Annotated in this window: 14 protein-coding genes; 3 read left to right on the top strand and 11 right to left on the bottom strand. The window is 62.9% G+C overall.

Going from position 1 to position 16,423, the window contains the following annotated elements; translation table 11 throughout:
- Position 1 precedes the first annotated feature (1 nt).
- The 10 genes from CV770_RS00345 to CV770_RS00300 form a co-directional block, all read right to left on the bottom strand.
- Positions 2-763 carry an SDR family NAD(P)-dependent oxidoreductase gene (locus tag CV770_RS00345; protein ID WP_104460947.1) on the bottom strand — a complete coding sequence of 254 codons (762 nt, stop codon included), beginning with the start codon at positions 761-763 and terminating at the stop codon, positions 2-4.
- Positions 764-798: 35 nt separating this feature from the next.
- Positions 799-2,538, bottom strand: a complete 1,740-nt coding sequence (locus CV770_RS00340) for a nitrilase-related carbon-nitrogen hydrolase (RefSeq protein WP_104460946.1) — start codon at positions 2,536-2,538, stop codon at positions 799-801.
- A 15-nt stretch (positions 2,539-2,553) separates the two neighbouring features.
- The gene (locus CV770_RS00335; protein ID WP_104460945.1) at positions 2,554-3,543 is read right to left on the bottom strand and encodes an acetamidase/formamidase family protein; all 990 of its coding nucleotides are present in this window, start codon (positions 3,541-3,543) and stop codon (positions 2,554-2,556) included.
- 31 nt (positions 3,544-3,574) lie between these two features.
- Positions 3,575-4,303 (bottom strand): ABC transporter ATP-binding protein, encoded by a 729-nt coding sequence (locus CV770_RS00330; protein ID WP_104460944.1) that lies wholly within the window; start codon positions 4,301-4,303, stop codon positions 3,575-3,577.
- Complete coding sequence (locus CV770_RS00325) at positions 4,296-5,012, bottom strand: ABC transporter ATP-binding protein (protein ID WP_038947971.1); 717 nt, start codon at positions 5,010-5,012, stop codon at positions 4,296-4,298. Before CV770_RS00325 ends, CV770_RS00330 begins: the two co-directional genes overlap by 8 nt.
- Entirely contained in the window at positions 5,012-6,076 is a 1,065-nt protein-coding gene (locus CV770_RS00320; RefSeq protein ID WP_104460943.1) for a branched-chain amino acid ABC transporter permease, read from the bottom strand. Before CV770_RS00320 ends, CV770_RS00325 begins: the two co-directional genes overlap by 1 nt.
- Positions 6,077-6,090: 14 nt before the next feature.
- Positions 6,091-6,963, bottom strand: a complete 873-nt coding sequence (locus CV770_RS00315; RefSeq protein ID WP_091952686.1) for an ABC transporter permease subunit — start codon at positions 6,961-6,963, stop codon at positions 6,091-6,093.
- Positions 6,964-7,057: 94 nt separating this feature from the next.
- A complete protein-coding gene (locus CV770_RS00310; protein ID WP_104460942.1) occupies positions 7,058-8,299 on the bottom strand; it encodes an urea ABC transporter substrate-binding protein in 1,242 nt (413 codons plus the stop codon).
- A gap of 11 nt (positions 8,300-8,310) precedes the next feature.
- Complete coding sequence (locus CV770_RS00305) at positions 8,311-8,976, bottom strand: ANTAR domain-containing response regulator (protein ID WP_028142502.1); 666 nt, start codon at positions 8,974-8,976, stop codon at positions 8,311-8,313.
- Positions 8,973-10,133, bottom strand: a complete 1,161-nt coding sequence (locus CV770_RS00300; protein ID WP_091952690.1) for a transporter substrate-binding domain-containing protein — start codon at positions 10,131-10,133, stop codon at positions 8,973-8,975. The genes CV770_RS00305 and CV770_RS00300 overlap by 4 nt, the downstream gene beginning before the upstream one ends.
- A 648-nt stretch (positions 10,134-10,781) precedes the next feature.
- On the opposite strand from CV770_RS00300, the gene CV770_RS00295 reads away from it, so the two are divergent.
- Positions 10,782-11,918: a GNAT family N-acetyltransferase gene (locus CV770_RS00295; protein ID WP_104460941.1), complete on the top strand. Its 1,137-nt coding sequence runs from the start codon at positions 10,782-10,784 to the stop codon at positions 11,916-11,918.
- A gap of 27 nt (positions 11,919-11,945) precedes the next feature.
- Here CV770_RS00295 and CV770_RS00290 read toward each other — a convergent pair whose 3' ends face one another.
- Positions 11,946-13,169: an FAD-dependent oxidoreductase gene (locus CV770_RS00290; RefSeq protein ID WP_201759640.1), complete on the bottom strand. Its 1,224-nt coding sequence runs from the start codon at positions 13,167-13,169 to the stop codon at positions 11,946-11,948.
- A 466-nt stretch (positions 13,170-13,635) separates the two neighbouring features.
- Here CV770_RS00290 and CV770_RS00285 point away from each other — a divergent pair, with 466 nt between their 5' ends.
- Together CV770_RS00285 and CV770_RS00280 are read left to right on the top strand one after the other, a co-directional pair.
- On the top strand, positions 13,636-14,982 hold the full coding sequence (locus CV770_RS00285; RefSeq protein WP_104460940.1) for a lipopolysaccharide biosynthesis protein: 1,347 nt from the start codon (positions 13,636-13,638) through the stop codon (positions 14,980-14,982).
- 238 nt (positions 14,983-15,220) lie between these two features.
- Entirely contained in the window at positions 15,221-16,396 is a 1,176-nt protein-coding gene (locus CV770_RS00280; RefSeq protein ID WP_104460939.1) for a glycosyltransferase family 4 protein, read from the top strand.
- Positions 16,397-16,423: the final 27 nt, after the last annotated feature.

Below are 16,423 nucleotides of genomic sequence, written 5' to 3'. Positions count from 1 at the left end.
CTCAGAACTGCACACCGCGTGTCAGGGCACCGTCGACGACGAGGTTCGTTCCCGTGATGAAGCTCGCGGCACGACTTGCGAGAAACACGACCGCGTTGGCCATCTCCTGCGGGGTCCCCATCCGGCCCGTGGGATTGAGCGCAAGCGCCGTCTTGTAGAGCTCCGGATTGGTGTCCTTGATGGTGTTCCAGACTCCGCCTTCGAAATAGGTGTTGCCCGGCGAGACCGTGTTGGCGCGAATGCCCTTGTGCGCAAGCTGATTGGCGAGACCTTGCGTGTAGTGGATGATGGCGGCCTTGAAGGTGCCGTAGGGGCCGGCCGCGAAATCGACCTCCCGCCCGGAAACGCTCGATATGGCGACGATCGCACCGGCGGCGCTCTTTTCCAGATAGGGCATGGCCGCATTGACCAGCCGGACCGTGCCCATCATGTCGGTCGAAAATTCCCTTGCCCAGCTTTCATCGTCCTGCCCGATAGCCAGCGCACTCACATTCGACACGACGACGTCGATCCCGCCCAGTTTGGTCGCCATGTCGACCACCCAGGCCTTGAGCGCCACACCATCGGCAACGTCGACCGAGGCTCCAAAGGCGGCCACGCCTTTGCTCTTGAGCGCTGCGACAGTGCTGTCAACATCCGCTTGATTGCGCGCACAAATGCCGACATTCGCGCCCTCCGCCGCAAAGGTCTCGGCGATCGCGCGACCGATCCCCTTGGTACTGCCGGTGACGAGAACCTTGGCGCCCGAAAGTCCTAGATCCATGATCGGCTCCTTTTCTTCTCTTTAGTGTCACACATTCAATAGTTATTCGCCACCGCCCTGACCAATCCCCGGTAGCTGTGCGGCATCCGCATCGAAACGAGATCCTTCCGTCGCACGACATTGGTCGGATAAACGCTGTCGAGATTGGTAGTGTCGACCAGCGCCGTGGCAAGGTCCGTATCGTCAGCTGCAATCGCCTCGCGGCGCGGAAACTCGAACGTATCGGGGCCGAACACCCCGCTCAGCCCGGGATAGCCGCGTCCGGGATTGAACACGTTGGCAAACGCCAGGAACACGTTGTTCTCGCCGGCGCGGACGCGGAAGTGATGCCAATGATGCGGATCGGCGCCGGTCGGAATCGGTGCCGACTGTAGAACGGCCGTCCCCGCATGTGGCGAACCGAAGGGGCCCTTGACTGCTGCGCAGCACGCGATGACGTCGCAGCCGCGAAGTGCGAGCACCCTCCCCGCTTCCGGAAACGCCGCATCGTGGCCGATCAGCAGGCCGATGCGCCCGATCGGCGTATCGACGACAGCCCAGTCATCACCGGCCGTGGCCCAGCTCCGCTCCTCTTCCGTCAAATGCGTCTTGCGATAACGCGTGATCCTTCCATCCGGCGTGATCAGACAGGCGCTGTTGTAAACGGCATCGCCCGCGCGTTCGGCCATCCCACAAACGATGTAGATCTCGAGCTGTGCAGCGAGCGCGTGCAGGCTGTCCGTGGCAGGTCCCGGTATCGGCTGCGCCGATCTCGCCGGACCTGCCAGGCCGGTGACCGCGAGTTCCGGGAATACCACGAGATCCGCGCCCTCGGCTTTGGCCCGGCGGGCAAGATTCGCGATCGCCTCGAGATTTTCGGGAACGCTGTCGCCGGGCGCGAATTGGGCCACGCTGACGCGCGAGCGCATTCCTTCAGGCCAGGGCTCGTGACCATAGAGACCGAAGAATTCGCGCGGATTCCAGCTGAAAGTATCGGTCAGCAACTCCGGATACAGCTCGGGCCGACGCTGAACGAAGACCGGCTCGCCGAGCACGCGGCGCACACGAGCGATGTCGAGATCGATCTCGGCCAGGGCGAACCCGTCGCCCTTGTCGAGGACCGTGACCACCCCGCCATCCGGCGCGATCACACAGCTCCCGCCGCTGAACTGGACGGTGCGCTCGCACCCCCAGCGATTGCTCTCGATCACGTAACAACCGTTCTCGAAGGCTCGGCTGATCCAGTAGGGCGCCGGCGTTCGCTCCGCGAGCCAGTTGGAGATATGGCAGATGACATCCGCGCCCCCCAGCGCCATCAGCCGCGCGGTTTCCACAAAATGGATGTCCATGCAAATGAGGAGTGCAATCCGCCCGATCGGCGTATCGAACACCTGGTTGTGCAGGTCGCCCGCTGCCGCCCATTTCGGCTCCGAGATATAGGGATGGGTCTTGCGGTGGCGGCCGACGATGCCATCGGGCCCGATCAAGACGGCCGAGTTGAAGTAGATGTCGTCCACGTCGGCTTCGGGCATGCCGACCACGAGGTAGCAGTCGTGCTTGCGCGCCAGCGCCGCAAAACGGTCGGTGGTCGGCCCGGGAATCTTCTCGACAAAGGGCCGAACCTCGGCGCGGTCGAACCAGCAATAGCCCGTGGTTCCCATTTCCGGCGTGACGATGAGCTTCGCGCCGGCTGCCGCCGCCTGTTCGCAGAGTTCGAGCAGGCGCGCGATGTTGCGCTCCTTCTCGAACATGGTCGGCTCGAACTGGACAGTGGCGACCTTGTGCACGCACGGCATGATCGACGTCCCCCGTTAGCGCAGATAGGATTTCTTGATGGAGGCGCCGAGCGTGTATTTCGGATCGACCATGTTGCCGAGACGCACCCGTCCGGCCTGGGTCAACAGCATGTAGGCGTCGATCTCCTCGAAACCGTAGTCCGCCGCCATCCAGCGGCACAGCTCGCGATAGGCGATGCGCGCTGCATCCTCCATCGGCCGCGCCGAGCCGATGGTCATGATGAACTCCTTGGTCTCGAGCCGTGGCCAGGCGATCGTCCAGCCTTTGATGAGGTCGACCTGAACCGTGGTCACGGTCGGATGCTCGATCGCGACGCCGCAGAGCTCGCCGTCCCCCTGTGCGGCATGGCAGTCGCCGAGATAGAGCAGCGCGCCCTTGGTGTTGACCGGCAGATAGACGATGGCGCCGACGCCGACGTCCGGCAGGTCCATGTTGCCTCCGTAATAATCGGGGACGAGCGAGGAGATCGCCTCGATCTCCGGCGACGTTCCGATCGTGCCGATGAAAGGCTCATAGGGCAAAGTGATCTTGTCGCTCCATTTGGTGCCGGTCTTGGCGTCGATCTCCAGCTTCTTGACCCGTTCGGGCAGCGCCGGGTTGAGCAGCGCGGTCTGCCCCGTGCTGACGAGGCCGCCGAAGTCCGGCATGACCACGGTGGTGCCGCATGGCTGCGGCCCGCGCGGCACGATGCTCTCGATATAGACCGCGAGCGTGTCGCCCTTCTCGGCCCCGTTTACGTGGATCGGTCCATTCTGCGGATTGAGGAACGGAAAATTGAGAATCTTCGACGGGCTGTCGGTTTCGTGCTTGATGGCGCCCTCGAAGGCGTCGTGGGTCTCGGCGGAGACGACCGCTCCAGGATCCACGGTCAGCACCGGATTCACGTAGGGGCCGTAGACATAGTGATACTTGCCCTGCTCGCTTTCGGTGATCGTATGCGAAGTGCCGCGCTCACCCTTGGCCACGCCCTTGCGAGCCATGATCGAATCTTTGTGCCAGGACATTTTCTTTTCTCCTTCTGTCGTAGGCCAGCGTTCAAACGGCGAGATGGCGCCGCATCTCCGCTTCGTCGTCGAGCGCTGCGCGGTCGAGATTTGCGACGATGCGGCCCTTGTCCATGACGTAGCAGCGCTGCGCCATGGCGCGGATCATGTCGAGGTTCTGCTCGACCAGAATGATGGTCACGCCCGTGCTGCGGTTGAGCTCGACCATGTTGCGCGCGATATCCTGGATGATGTTGGGCTGGATACCTTCCGACGGTTCATCGAGCAGGATGAGATTGGGGTTCGCGATCAAGACTCGTCCGATCGCGAGTTGCTGCTGCTGGCCGCCCGACATGGTGCCGGCGCGCTGGTGCCAGCGTTCGGCGAGGATCGGAAATGCCTCCACGATCCTGCGTCGGCCCGCTTCGGGAATGCCGCCGCCCTTGATCGCGGCGCCGACCGCGACGTTCTCGCCGACGGTCAGTCGTGGAAATACGTCGCGTCCCTGCGGCACATAGCCCATGCCAAGGCGCGCCCGTTTGTGCGCCGGCAGGGATTCCACCGCTTCGCCGCGATAGACGACCGAACCGCTCATCGCCGGCACGAGCCCGATCAGGCTTTTCATCAGCGTGGATTTGCCGACGCCGTTGCGCCCGATGACGGCGACGATCTCGCCTTCCCGCACCTCGATCTCGAGGCCCTGGAGCACGGGCTTGCCACCATAGCCGGCGCGCAAGGCAAGCGTCGAGAGGATGACCTCCTTGCGTGGCACATCAAGCATGGGCCTGCCCCAGATAAATCGCCGCCACGCGTTCATCCGCTACGATCTCGTCGATCGAGCCCTGCGCGAAGACCTGGCCGAGATGCAGCACCGTGACACGCTGGGCGACCTGGCGGACAAAAGCCATGTCGTGCTCGATCGCGAGCACCGTCATGCCGTCCGCATTGAGCCGCTGCACCATCTCTCCGGTCAGATGGGTTTCCTCCGGCGACATGCCGGCCGTCGGCTCGTCCAGCAGCAACAGGCGCGGCTTCAGGCTGATCGCCATGCCGATCTCGAGCCATTGCTTCTGGCCATGGCTGAGATTGCCGGCAGTCTGGGCCTGCTCGGACCCGAGCCCGAGGAAGGCGAGCAGCCGGTCGATCTCCGCTTCGAGCTCGGCGCCGCGATGACGGATCTGAAGTGCGATCTCGAGGTTCTGGCGGACCGACAGACCCTTGAATACGCCGGGCACCTGGAATTTGACCGAGAGGCCGCGATGAATTCGCGCAAAGGATTTCAGAGAGGTGATGTTCTCGCCGGCGAAGACAATTTCGCCGCTGCCGGGATGATGCTCACCCAGAATCAGACGGAACAGCGTGCTCTTGCCGGCGCCGTTCGGGCCGATCAGGCAATGGATTTCGCCGGTCTGAAGCGTGAGGTCGACGGCGTTAGTGACGTGTAACCCGCCGAAATGCTTGTTCAGCTTGCGCAGTTCGAGCAGCGACATCAGCCGATCCTCTGCGTCAGGCGGGCGGCGAGCCTGCCGAGCCAGTTCATCGCACCGAGCACGAGGCCGTTCGGCGCGATCAGCACCGTGAGCACCAGCAACACGCCCATGAAGACCAGCGCATATTGGCTGCCATAGATCGTGAGCGCCTGGAACGCGGCCAGCACCATCAGCGTGCCGATCACGGTAGAAGTCAGGTCGCTGCGGCCCCCGACGGCGACCCAGATCAGCGGCAACGCCGCCGCCGTCATGCCCATGCTCGAGGGCGTGATGTACTGTCCCCACACCGTGTAGAGCACGCCGGAGAGCCCTGCGAGCGCCGCGCCGATGACGAAGGTGATGAGCTGGTATTTGCGCACGTCGTAGCCCAGCATCTCCGCTCGTTCCGGGTTCTCCCGGATCGCGACAATGACGTTGCCGAACGACGAGTTCATCAGCATGCGCAGGCCCAGATAGACGAAGATGAGAAGACCGAGCACGAAGTAATAGAGGCCGACGTCCGCGAACAGCACGATCGGCTCACCCGGCCAGGGGATGGTCAGAGGCGGCATCGCGCTCATGCCGTTGAAGCCGTTCAGTCGCGCGCTGCCGATACGCCACTCCGGCCCTGCGGTCTGGGCCATGAATCGCTCCAGCATCAACGTCACGGCCAGCGTAACGATGCCGAGGAAGACACCGGCGATGCGGCCGAAGAACATGAAATAGCCGAGCAGGATCGCGAACAGCGCAGCGATCGCGACGGCCACCACCAGCGCCACCAGCGTGAAGCCGTAGGCCGAGCCGAAATTGATGGTGAGGATGCCATAGCCGTAGCCCGCAATCCCGAAAAAGGCGGTCTGGCCGAAGGACAGCGAGCCGCCATACCCCCAGATCAGGCAGAGGCTGAGAGCGATGAAGACCCAGACGAAGAAGTAAACCGTGTTGCCAACGGTGTAGCCGTCGCTCACCAGCGGATACACCAGTGCGACTGCGAGCACGACGGCGAACAAGCCCCAGAAGGCCGGACCGCGACCGACGGTCTGCGGTCCTTCGAGACGGCGAAACAACGAGAGAAAACCGGTCACGACGCCATCCCCCGTCAGGTGCGCTCGCGCAGCACGAAGCCGGAAATGCCCTTCGGCAGCACCCGAACGACGATGATGACGGCAACCAGGAGGCCGATCTGGCCGAACAGCTGTCCCTGCCAGGACGTCATCACCGATTTCACTATTGCAAGCACGCCGCCTGCAGGCGCCGTGCCGAGAAAGACATCGGCGCCGCCGATCACGACGGTGACGAACGCTTCCATGATGAAGGTTGCTCCCATGGTCGGTACCAGCGTCATGGTCGGGGCATAGAGACCACCGGCGAGGCCGGCGAGCCCCGCTCCGCAGGCGAAGGTGAGGCTATAGATCAAACGCGTATCGACCCCGAGCGCCGCGGCCATGTGCGGGACCTGAATGGTGGCGCGCGCCAGCACACCGAAGCGCGTCCAGTTGAACAGTGCATAAAGCCCCGCCAGCACACCGAGCGCGGCGCAGAACAGCACGATGCGATAGATCGAATAGGAGTAGTCGCCGACCTGAAAACTGCCGAACGGCGTGCCGACACCCGCCATGGTCGAACCGACCATGATCAGCGTGCCCTGCGTCGCGATCAGGCTGAGGCCCCAGGTGGCGACGATGGTGTCGAGCGGCCGGTCGTAGAGATGGCGGATGACCACCAGCTCCACCACGACGCCGACCAGCGCCGACACGATGGTGCCGGCAAGTATTCCGAGCGGCAACGGCAGGCCGGCATGCACGGTGGCCGCCGTCACATAGGCACCGCACATGATGAACTCGCCATGGGCGAGATTGATCACGCCCATCATGCCGAAGATCACCGCGAGCCCACAGGCCGAGAGCACCAGGAACGCGAAAGCGTCGCCGAATTGATAGAGCGCAGAGAAGACGAGGGTCGCAAGGTTCATGAAACAACCAGAATGTGGGAAGGCGCGAGATTGCCGTCGCAGATGTTCGAGGGTCGCCCCGGCGTGCGGGGAACGCCGGAGCGACCAGCCGCCGTCAGGGTTTCGGCGGAGGATTCGACGGCGTGTACTGGGCCATCGGATCCTTCTTGGTCAGATCGCAGCCGGCCTCACCCAGCCAGTACGGCTTGATGTCCTCCCAGGTCTTCGGGAAGGAGATCGAATGATCGGCGCCGACCTTGGCGAGATAGATCGTGTGCGACATGTGCTGGCTCTTCGGGTCGATGCAGACCTTGCCCTCCGGCGCGTCCATGCAGACGTCGCCGAGCGCGATCACCTTGCGGATGTCCTCGCGCTTGGTCGACTTCGCGCGCTCCACCATCTGCTTGTAGAGATAGACGGCGAGATAGGAGTTCTCCGCCTCCTGGTTGACATAGGGCTCGCTCGGGAATTTCGCCTTGAACTTGGCGTAGAATTCCTTGCTCTTCGGCGAGTCGATCTCCTCGATGTAGTTGGTGGTGACGTACATGTCCTTCAGGCTCGGCGGCTTGAAGCGCTTGTGCTCGTAGCCCTGGCCGACGTTGACCGAGGAGGCCATCGGCAGGTTGACGTTGGCGGAGGCCGCCTGCTCGTAATAGGAGGCCTGCGCGGTGCCGACCAGCAGGGTGACCACGAAGTCGGGCTTGGCCTTCTGGATATTCTGGATGCTCTGGGAGAACTGCGACACGCCGAGCGGGATGAACTCCTCGCCGGCCATCTTGCCCCCGTTCTCCTTGACGATCTTGCGCACCCATTCCGCCGAGATCTGGCCGAAATTGTAGTCGGCAGCGAGCGTGTAGACGTTCTTGCCGTACTTCTCCATCATGTAGGGGATGAGCGTGGAGAACTGCTGCTCGGGCACCGCGCCTGTCACGATCATGTGGCCGTCGCAGACACCGCCTTCGTACTGATTGTTGTAGAAGGCGAAGCCATTGAACTGGTCGACGATCGGACGGTACGCCTCGCGCGAGGCCGAGGAGAAGCCCGCGAACACGACGTCGACCTTGTCGCGCTGGAGGACGCGCCGCATGAACTCCTGGTAGCGGGTGTTGTCGGATTGCGTGTCGTAAGCGACGAGCTCGAGCGGCCGCCCCATGATGCCGCCTGCCTTGTTGATCTCTTCGGTGGCGAGCTGGATGGCGTGGACCTTGCCGATCGTCGCGGCGGCAAAATCGCCGGACTGATCTTCAAGCACGCCGAGCTTGATCGGATTTTCCGCCGCCAGTGCCAGAGATGATCCGAGGACAAGCGTCCCCGTGAGGGCTGCGGCACGCAGCCCCCGCAATACAGACTTGCTCATTTTTGCTTCTCCTAGATGGCTTGCTTGTTGCCGCCTTGCAGCGTGATGCCGGTTGTGCGGCCGGACGTATCGGGCGGCTTCGCCCGCTTGCTCATAAACTCCTCGCAATAGAGTTCCATGTTCTGCCGCGCGCGCATGCTGTCGCGGCGGAGCTGGGAATAGGCTCCTTCCTCGTCGAGGCCGTCTTGCTGCATCAGCAGGACGACCGCCCGGATCACCGCGCGCCGGCCGCGGCGGCGCTCCTCGAGGCCTTGAAGGCGCTCATACATCTCGGCGCGCAGCAGGAACTGGTTGATGCCCATGAACAGGGACGTGTAGACCGCGCCGCCGTGCACGGGCTTACGCAGGAACGAGGTTGCGCCGAGATTGACGAGCGCCTTGAGCCGGCTCGGCGCCTCGACGCCGACGAGGCCGATCACCGGCACCGGCGGCAAGCGCGAGCCGGGATTGACCTCGATCGCTACCGCGCCTTCGAGATCGCCGTCGATGAACAGGATGTCCCGCTCGGCCTGAAGGCTTGCGACATCAATCTGCGCACGACCGTCGATGATCTCCGGATATTCGGTGGAGACGCCAAGCTTGGCCAGCGTCGTTTCGAGCGCGCTCTCCCATCCGCCTCGCCGGGTAACGACGATGGCACGGCCGCCCTTGAAGTTCTGTAACAGTCGGGAGCTCATGATTGCACCACCTTCAAAAGCGGAGAGCGCATGGCGCTGGCAAAGCGCGGCGACGACTGAACGAGATAGGGATCTGGCGCGATCGGCTCGCGCGATTCCAGAAGGACTTCGAACTGCCCGCTGACCGTCGACCGACCAATCCGGGGCGTGAGCCAGGCGTGGAAGGTCTGGCGGTCGATGCGGACCTCGCCTTGCGGAGCGCACAGCCGCTGGTCTGCCACAGCGGCGCGTACCGTGCGGGCGTCGTCGGTGCCGGCTTGTGACAGGGCCGCGCCGAGCAGCTTGACGGCGATGTAGGATGCTTCGGCGTCTGCCGACGAGACCGGTCCATCCGGAAATGACGAGGTGTAGGCGCGAATGAAGGCGCCGTTTTCCGCCGAATTCAGCGAGGAGAAATAAACACTCGAGGACAGATGTCCATCGACAGCATCCGGACCGATCTCCGGCAATTCCGGCTCCGACAGCGTGCAACTCGCGACCGGGATTTCAGCCGCCTGATCGATGCCACGCGCACGGCAGGCGGCCCGGAACGCCCGGAAGAAGGCGTAAGCGCTGGTGCCGATCAAATTGTTGAAGACGAAGTCCGGACGCTGATCGATGATCGCCGCGATCACCTGGTCGACCTCGGTGTCGCCGACCGAGAGATATCGCTCGGCAAGCACGGTGCCACCGCGCGCGGCGAGTGCCTCCCGGAAGATGCGATTGTTTTCCCAGGCCCAGATGTAATTGGAGCCGACGCAGAAGGCGCGCGAGCCGACGCGGGATGCCAGATAGTCGACGAGCGGCAGCACGTGCTGGTTCGGCGCCGCGCCGGTATAGATGACGTTGTCGGAGCTCTCGAATCCTTCGTAGTGAGACGGGTACCAAAGCAGTCCGTCGAACTTCTCGAAGCAGGGAATCACCTCCTTGCGGCTCGACGAGGTGTAGCAGCCGACCACGTGCCGGACGCCGGAACCGAGCAGCTGGAGGCTGAGCGAGCGATAGCTCGCAAGGTCGCCGGCCGGATTGACCACGACCGGCTCCAGCGCAATGTCGTCATGGCCCGCATTGATTTCGCGAAAGGCGAGCAGCGCCCCGTTCAGCATCGAGCGCGCAACGACGCTGTAGGATCCCGTCGTCGACAGCATCACGCCGATCCGATAGTTCGTCCGCGCCATCACTCGTTCCAAAATAAAAAGGCGCCCGTCGGCTGTTAAGCCGAGGGCGCCCTCGCCGCCAACCGAGCACGCGAAACCGGCGTGATGTTGGAAATGGTTGAAGCTCATTGCGTTGACGGGCCGAACTGCCCAACGCTTGTGTGATACGGTCGTTGAGATCAGTTGTGAAGTCAAGCGCGTTATTGCAGCGAAAGCTGCCGCGATTCATATCGTGGTGCAGCAAAACTATGCAGCCGAGCCGCGGGCACCGCTTCGATGCGGCGGAGACACCAGGGCACGCCTGACGTCCGGTCTCCAGACCTGGGCGCTGTCGAAAGCTGCGTGCCGAGCTGCCAGGAGGCCCACGCCCGGCCGAGAGCATCGTCGCTTGCCGCACGAACGACGGATGTCTCTGCCGGCTGTCGGTTTCGTTGGGGCGAGTGAACTTCGGCTGCCCGGAGCCTTGTCTGGCATCAGGCCGCCTCTGCACAATCTCATCCCGAGACCAAGTCCAAACGGCCCCGAGATTTAAGAATTTGGTAACGATACGAACGTGGTTGAGCGTTAATGCAAATCGCACACCGCCGGTGTCTAGCCCGTAACGACCCTGCTATAAAGCGGAGCCAGGTTCGATCGACTTCGCGAATTATCCGGTTTCCCTGATTGCGCATGAACAAGCTTAGCAACACCTTCGACATCGTCATCGAGCAGGCGTTCGACTTTCTGTCTCCGGAATATGCCGAGCTGTTTGATCGCTCGGCCGCCACTGCGTTCCAGCATCCGATCTGGCTGCACAGCCTCTACACCAGGCTCGCTTCGGATGCGGGTGCAACACCTCTGGTCGTCGTGGTCCGCCACCGCGCGACGGGCGCCCTTGCGATGGTGCTGCCCTTGCTCCGGATCCGGCGCGGCCCGATCCGAACCGTCGAGTTCGCCGACCTCCGCGTCTCCGACTATCTGGCGCCGGTTTGCAGCCAGAAAGTGTTTTCGCAACTGCTCGACGACGCGGACGCATGCGCGGAGATTCGGCGCCTCGTTCGACCTTTCGATCTGCTCCGGATGACCAAGCTGCCCGACGGGCGGCTTCCGATCGAGAACCTCCTGGCCGCATCGCGCCGCGTATCGATGGACACCAATGCCTACGCGACGGTTCTCGTCGCGCCGTTCGAGCAATGGCGGGCCAGTGCGATCGATCGCTCCTATCAGAAGGAGCTTGCAAAGAAATATCGTCAGCTTCAGAAGAAGGGCGCGCTGAGCTTCTCATGCAGCAACGACAGCGCCTCCGTGCTCGAAGCGCTGGATGTGATGAGGAAGTTTCGCGGTCCGCGCTTTCAGGCGCAAGGCGACGGAGATCTGCTCCAGCGTCCCGAATATTTCGGTTTCTATTCCGACGTGGCCCTTCGTGGTCTCGGCTCCTTTGTGCGTCTCTATGCCATGAAGATGGACGGCGAAGTGATCGCCGCCGTGCTCGGCCTCTGCCATCAGGGCAGCTTCCTCATCATCATGAGCGCCTTCGACATTGCCGGGTACAAGAGCCAGTCCCTGGGCGCGCTGATGTTCGAGCAGGTAGCGCGGGATTGCATCGAGCGCGGCGATCAGATGCTCGATTTCACCATTGGTGACGAGCCATACAAGAAATTGTTCGGCGGACAGCCCTCGCCGATGTGGGCGATCACGAAAGCCGGCAGCACCGCAGGTGCCATCGCCCTGTTCGCGCTAAAGCAGGCTCCCTGGCTCAAACTGGCGGCCAAGCGGCTGTCGGATTTGCGGCTCCTGCCCGCCCGCACTCCAACTCCCACGCGCTGAAGGACGGCAGGCGAAGGGCCGCGAAACTCAGGCGCGCAACGCCCCGCGAACACGCCCGAGCCAGCCGGGATGCATTTGATCGACGCGGTGTGCCAGGCTGCGCCGCAGGAAGTGCAGCCGGCGCCGAACATCCCAGCCGATATCGTTGCGTGACGTCAGGGCCTGGCGGAAACGCGCCATCTTCAGAGACTGCTGATCCGCCGCGATCTTGTCGCGATCGGAATAGAACTGCGTGATCTTCTCCTGGTCCATGCCTGGGGTCGCGAGCCACTTCGGCGCATATTCGGTGCACAGACGATCGACGTCCACCAGCAGACGCGCGACGCCCGTGCCGGCGGCAGGACAATTGGTCTGGAACGCATCGCCGATGAGCACGATGCCGGGCTGGAGATGTCCCTCGACGACGGTCAGATCCATCACCCAGTTCTGGACACGGTCGGTGACGCGGAAATCGCCGAGATAGGGCCGCAATCCCGGCAGCAGACGCAGAACTGTCGCTTCCGGCTCACGACGCAGCTCGCGCATGATCGGATCGGTCGGGTCGCGGAACATGAAGAGATTGGCCCGCATGCCGGCGCGAACCGGAAACAGGCTGAGATAGTCGATGCCGTCGGCCGTGCGCTCGCCATAGCAGGTCAGCGCCTCGAAATCGAACGGCGCGCCATCGCGGCGGGCGATCGTGAAGCCGAACGAAACCGAATGGCGTTCGGCCAGAATCTGCCGCTTGATACCGAGTTTATAACCGAGAGCCGCCGCCATGCCCGTGGCGAGAACGACGAGACGCGCAGTCACGCGCCGTCCGGAGGCCAGTTCGAGATGCTGGATGTCGTCGCTGCAGCTGATCGCGGTGACCTCGTCGACGATCAGATCGGATGGATCGGGGATCCGGCTGCGCGCCATGGCGACGAGATCGGCATAGGGAAATCCGTAGGCCTGGCCGACGCTGACATCGACCACCTTGCCTTCCCGGATATTGAGCACCTGATCATATCGACAAGCGACATTTTCGAGCGCGTCGAGGAAGCCCAGCTTGCGGAGCATCGCCAATTGATGGCCGCCGATCTTTTCCACCCGGAACTCGTCCGGATAGATCGCCCGCTTGTCGATCAGTGCGATGCGATGCCCTGCCCGCGCCAGCACGGCCGCTGCAAGCGATCCTGCAAGGCCACCACCGACGATCGCGATGTCCGCAACGATCGTCGAAGAGCCAGCTGCGCCGATCGGCTCGGTCACAGTTCTATCCGCCGTCATGATCCAGGCTCCCACGGTCAACCAAAGCCGCACGTGCAATTCTCCGGCCTGATGTCGCATCGCAGGACCAAACGCGATCATTTCTCGGTATCGAGGTTAATGAAGCGGGGGAGCCGGCCGCCCAGACGAAAGTCGGCACGCCTCTTGCTCGGGATTCTCGGTAAATTCCGGCTTCCGGCACTCTTCGGTCGATCCCGGCGAGCCATTCCGCATTCAAGCGCCTGATCTCGCCATTATCGGCCGTCGATGCGGCACTAATGCCGTCAACCGGCCCGAGCTGGGCGCTGCTCTATTTGGGACAACGGGGACGGCGATGTTCCACAGTGGAGCAATAGGCGTCATCGCGATATCGAGTCGCGGGGCGATATCCTGGATGCCGCATTAACACTCGCGGTTTTTCGGCATGCTAGGTTGTCACCGATTTCGGAATATGTCTCTTCAGGAGAGAGCAGCTCCTTAAACTTCCATGATTAAATCTATCCTCCAGCTCATGCGGCGCGATGTCACGCGCGGTGTCGTCGGTACCATCCTGCTCAAGGTTGGTAGCGGCGCGCTCGCGTTTGCGTTGTTTTCGCTGGCGGCACGAACGATGTCGCCCGATGGCTTCGGTATCTTTGCGACCTGGCTTTCGGTTGCCCAGATCGCCGCCGTCGTGGGACTGGTCGGCCAGGAATCGTTGCTGGTGCGGTTCCTGAACGAGTATCAGGTCAGCGACAGGCCGGACCTCACCAAAGGTGTCCTCCTATCGAGCTTCAAGATTACCTCGGTCGCAATGCTGATTGTGATCATCGGGATCGCCATCGCGGCGGACATGAGAGGCGACGGGTGGCTGCTCATACTTGCGGTGTCGGCCTATACGGCCGCGACTGCCGGAGTGATGCTCGGCAGCCAGATCGCACGCTCGCTGGTCAGCATTCTCACGGGCGAAGGAAATCGCGAGTTCTTCTGGCGAGTCATCGTCGTCCTGTTTCTGCTCGCCATGCTGCTGGGCCATCGGCAACTCGATCCCGCCGAGTTGATGGCGGTGATGACACTTGCCATATCGGTGGGCCTGGTTGCGCAGATCGTTTCGATCGCGCGCGTGCTGCCGGATTTGCGCGGTACGCTGGCGCGCTCCGAAACGTCCCGCTGGCGCTCGAGCGCCCTGCACTTCTGGCTTGCATCCATCCTTGAAGCCGCAAACCAGTATTTCGACGTCATTCTGGTGTACTGGATGCTGGATCCGGTGACTGCCGGTATCTACTTTGCCGCATCGCGCCTTGCCAATATCTTCGCCATGCTGTCTGCGGCGCTATACACGTTCGGAGCCCGCCGGCTTCCCTCGCTGTATTTCAGCAAGAACCACCAGGAGTTCGAGCGAACCTTGCAGCTGATGGCGGAGGTGACCGCGCTATGCGTGGTCGCCGGGCTCGCAACGATCTGGATCGGCGGCCCCTATCTCCTCAACCTGTTCGGACCTCATTTCACCGCGCAGCACTCGGTCTTGATCGTGCTCGCAATCGGGACGGCCATCCAGGCCGCAGGCGGCCCGTCTGCTGCAATCCTTCAGCTGACCGGCCACGAACGGATCTACGTTCCGGTCGTTGCTGCCAATGTCGCGCTGCGGCTCGTGGGATTTCTCATCCTCATTCCCTGGCTCGGCCTGCTTGGCGCGGCGATTTCGGCGACCGTGTCGCTGGCGCTCGCGACCATTGCCCTGAACGTCCTCTGCCGCCGGCGAACAGGGGTGGATCCTTCGATCCTCGTGCTGCTGCGCTTCTCCGCCTTGAAGCGCGGCAATTATGCAGTGCGCGGCGCCGACTCCAGCGACTAGGCCTCAATCACGCCGTCGCCCTGTGGTCCGCGACCTCGCGCTGGCCGCGCGCAAGATCGATTGGTTAACGCGCTCGCTGCGCAGCATTCGGGAACCAGTGAAATGGCTGCGGGAACGATGTCGACTGCCAAGCCTGGCATTAACTCCGTTTGTTGCTAGTCGGTGTCCACGCGATGCCCGCATGATAGGTACGGAGTTAAGAAGGTGAAGATTTCGTTTCTTTAGCGGGTCGGGATCGGTGCTCCACTATCAGCCGAATAAGGAATTGGGCGAGACGACCGCGACGGCACCCGCGCGGTCGAACCGCAGCGGACGAAAGCTGCACGTGCTTCTCGCGCAAACCCAGGCCGAGAACGCCGGAGCGCAGGAGATCTCCAGGCTTCTTGGCGCCGGGCTGATCGCGCGCGGCTACCGCGTCAGCAATCTCTTCTTCTTCCGTAAATCGGATTCCTTCGACGAGCCGCCCGATACGCTCTATTGCGCGCCGAGCCGGCCCGGCAATCCGGTGGCACTGCTGCGGATGCTGTGGACGCTCGGCCGTCATATCAGCACCATCAAGCCCGACGCCGTCCTGACATTCCAGCATTTCGGCAACGTCATCGGCGGCGGCGTGACGCGCCTCGTCAGCCGCGCACCTGTCGTCGCCAATCAGGTTTCATCTGCGCTGTCGATGAGCTGGCCGGTCCGCACGGCCGACATCGTCATGGGTAGCCTTGGCTTCTTCGACCGCATCACGCTCAATTCGCGGGACATGGAGCGCGAATATTCGCGCTACCCCGCGGCCTACCGGTCGCGCATGGTGCATGTCCCGCACGGCTTCGACGACAAGGCCCTCACCCTGTCGAAGGAGGCCGCACGACAAAAGTTCAACCTGCCGCCGGATCGCATATTGCTCGGCTGCGCAGCGAGGCTGCATCCGCACAAGCGTCTCGACCTGGCGATACGTCTGCTGCCGGATCAACCGTCCTGGCACCTCGCGCTTGCCGGCCAGGGAGCCGACGAGGCCCGGCTGAAGCTGCTGGCGAGTGAATTGAAGGTGTCGGACAGGCTGCATTTGCTCGGGGAAATCTCGCCCAGCCGGATGGCGGACTTTCTGGCCTGCCTGGACGTGTTCGTATTCCCGACACAGGCCGAGACCTTCGGTCTGGCCGCGGTCGAGGCTGCGAACGCCGGTGTTCCCTCCGTCGTCACCGATCTTCCCGTCCTGCGCGAAGTGTTGTCCTACGAAGGAAAGCCGACCGCAGTGTTCGTCGACGCCTCCGATCATGCGAAGCTTTCTGCAGCCGTCTCCAGGCTGCTGACGGACCAACATTTGAGCGACGAACTGCGACAAAACGCCAAAGGCCTGCGGCTGCGCTATTCGGTAGATGCCATGGTGGAGGAATACGTTCGGATTCTCGGCCAGGTCATTTGACCTGATACCTTGGAATAGATTGGCTCG

The organism is Bradyrhizobium sp. AC87j1 (genome assembly GCF_002936975.1).
GTDB classification, from domain to species: Bacteria; Pseudomonadota; Alphaproteobacteria; order Rhizobiales; family Xanthobacteraceae; genus Bradyrhizobium; species Bradyrhizobium shewense.
The sequence above is the reverse complement of the archived record's forward strand: the minus strand, read 5'-3'. Positions and strand labels throughout refer to the sequence as shown.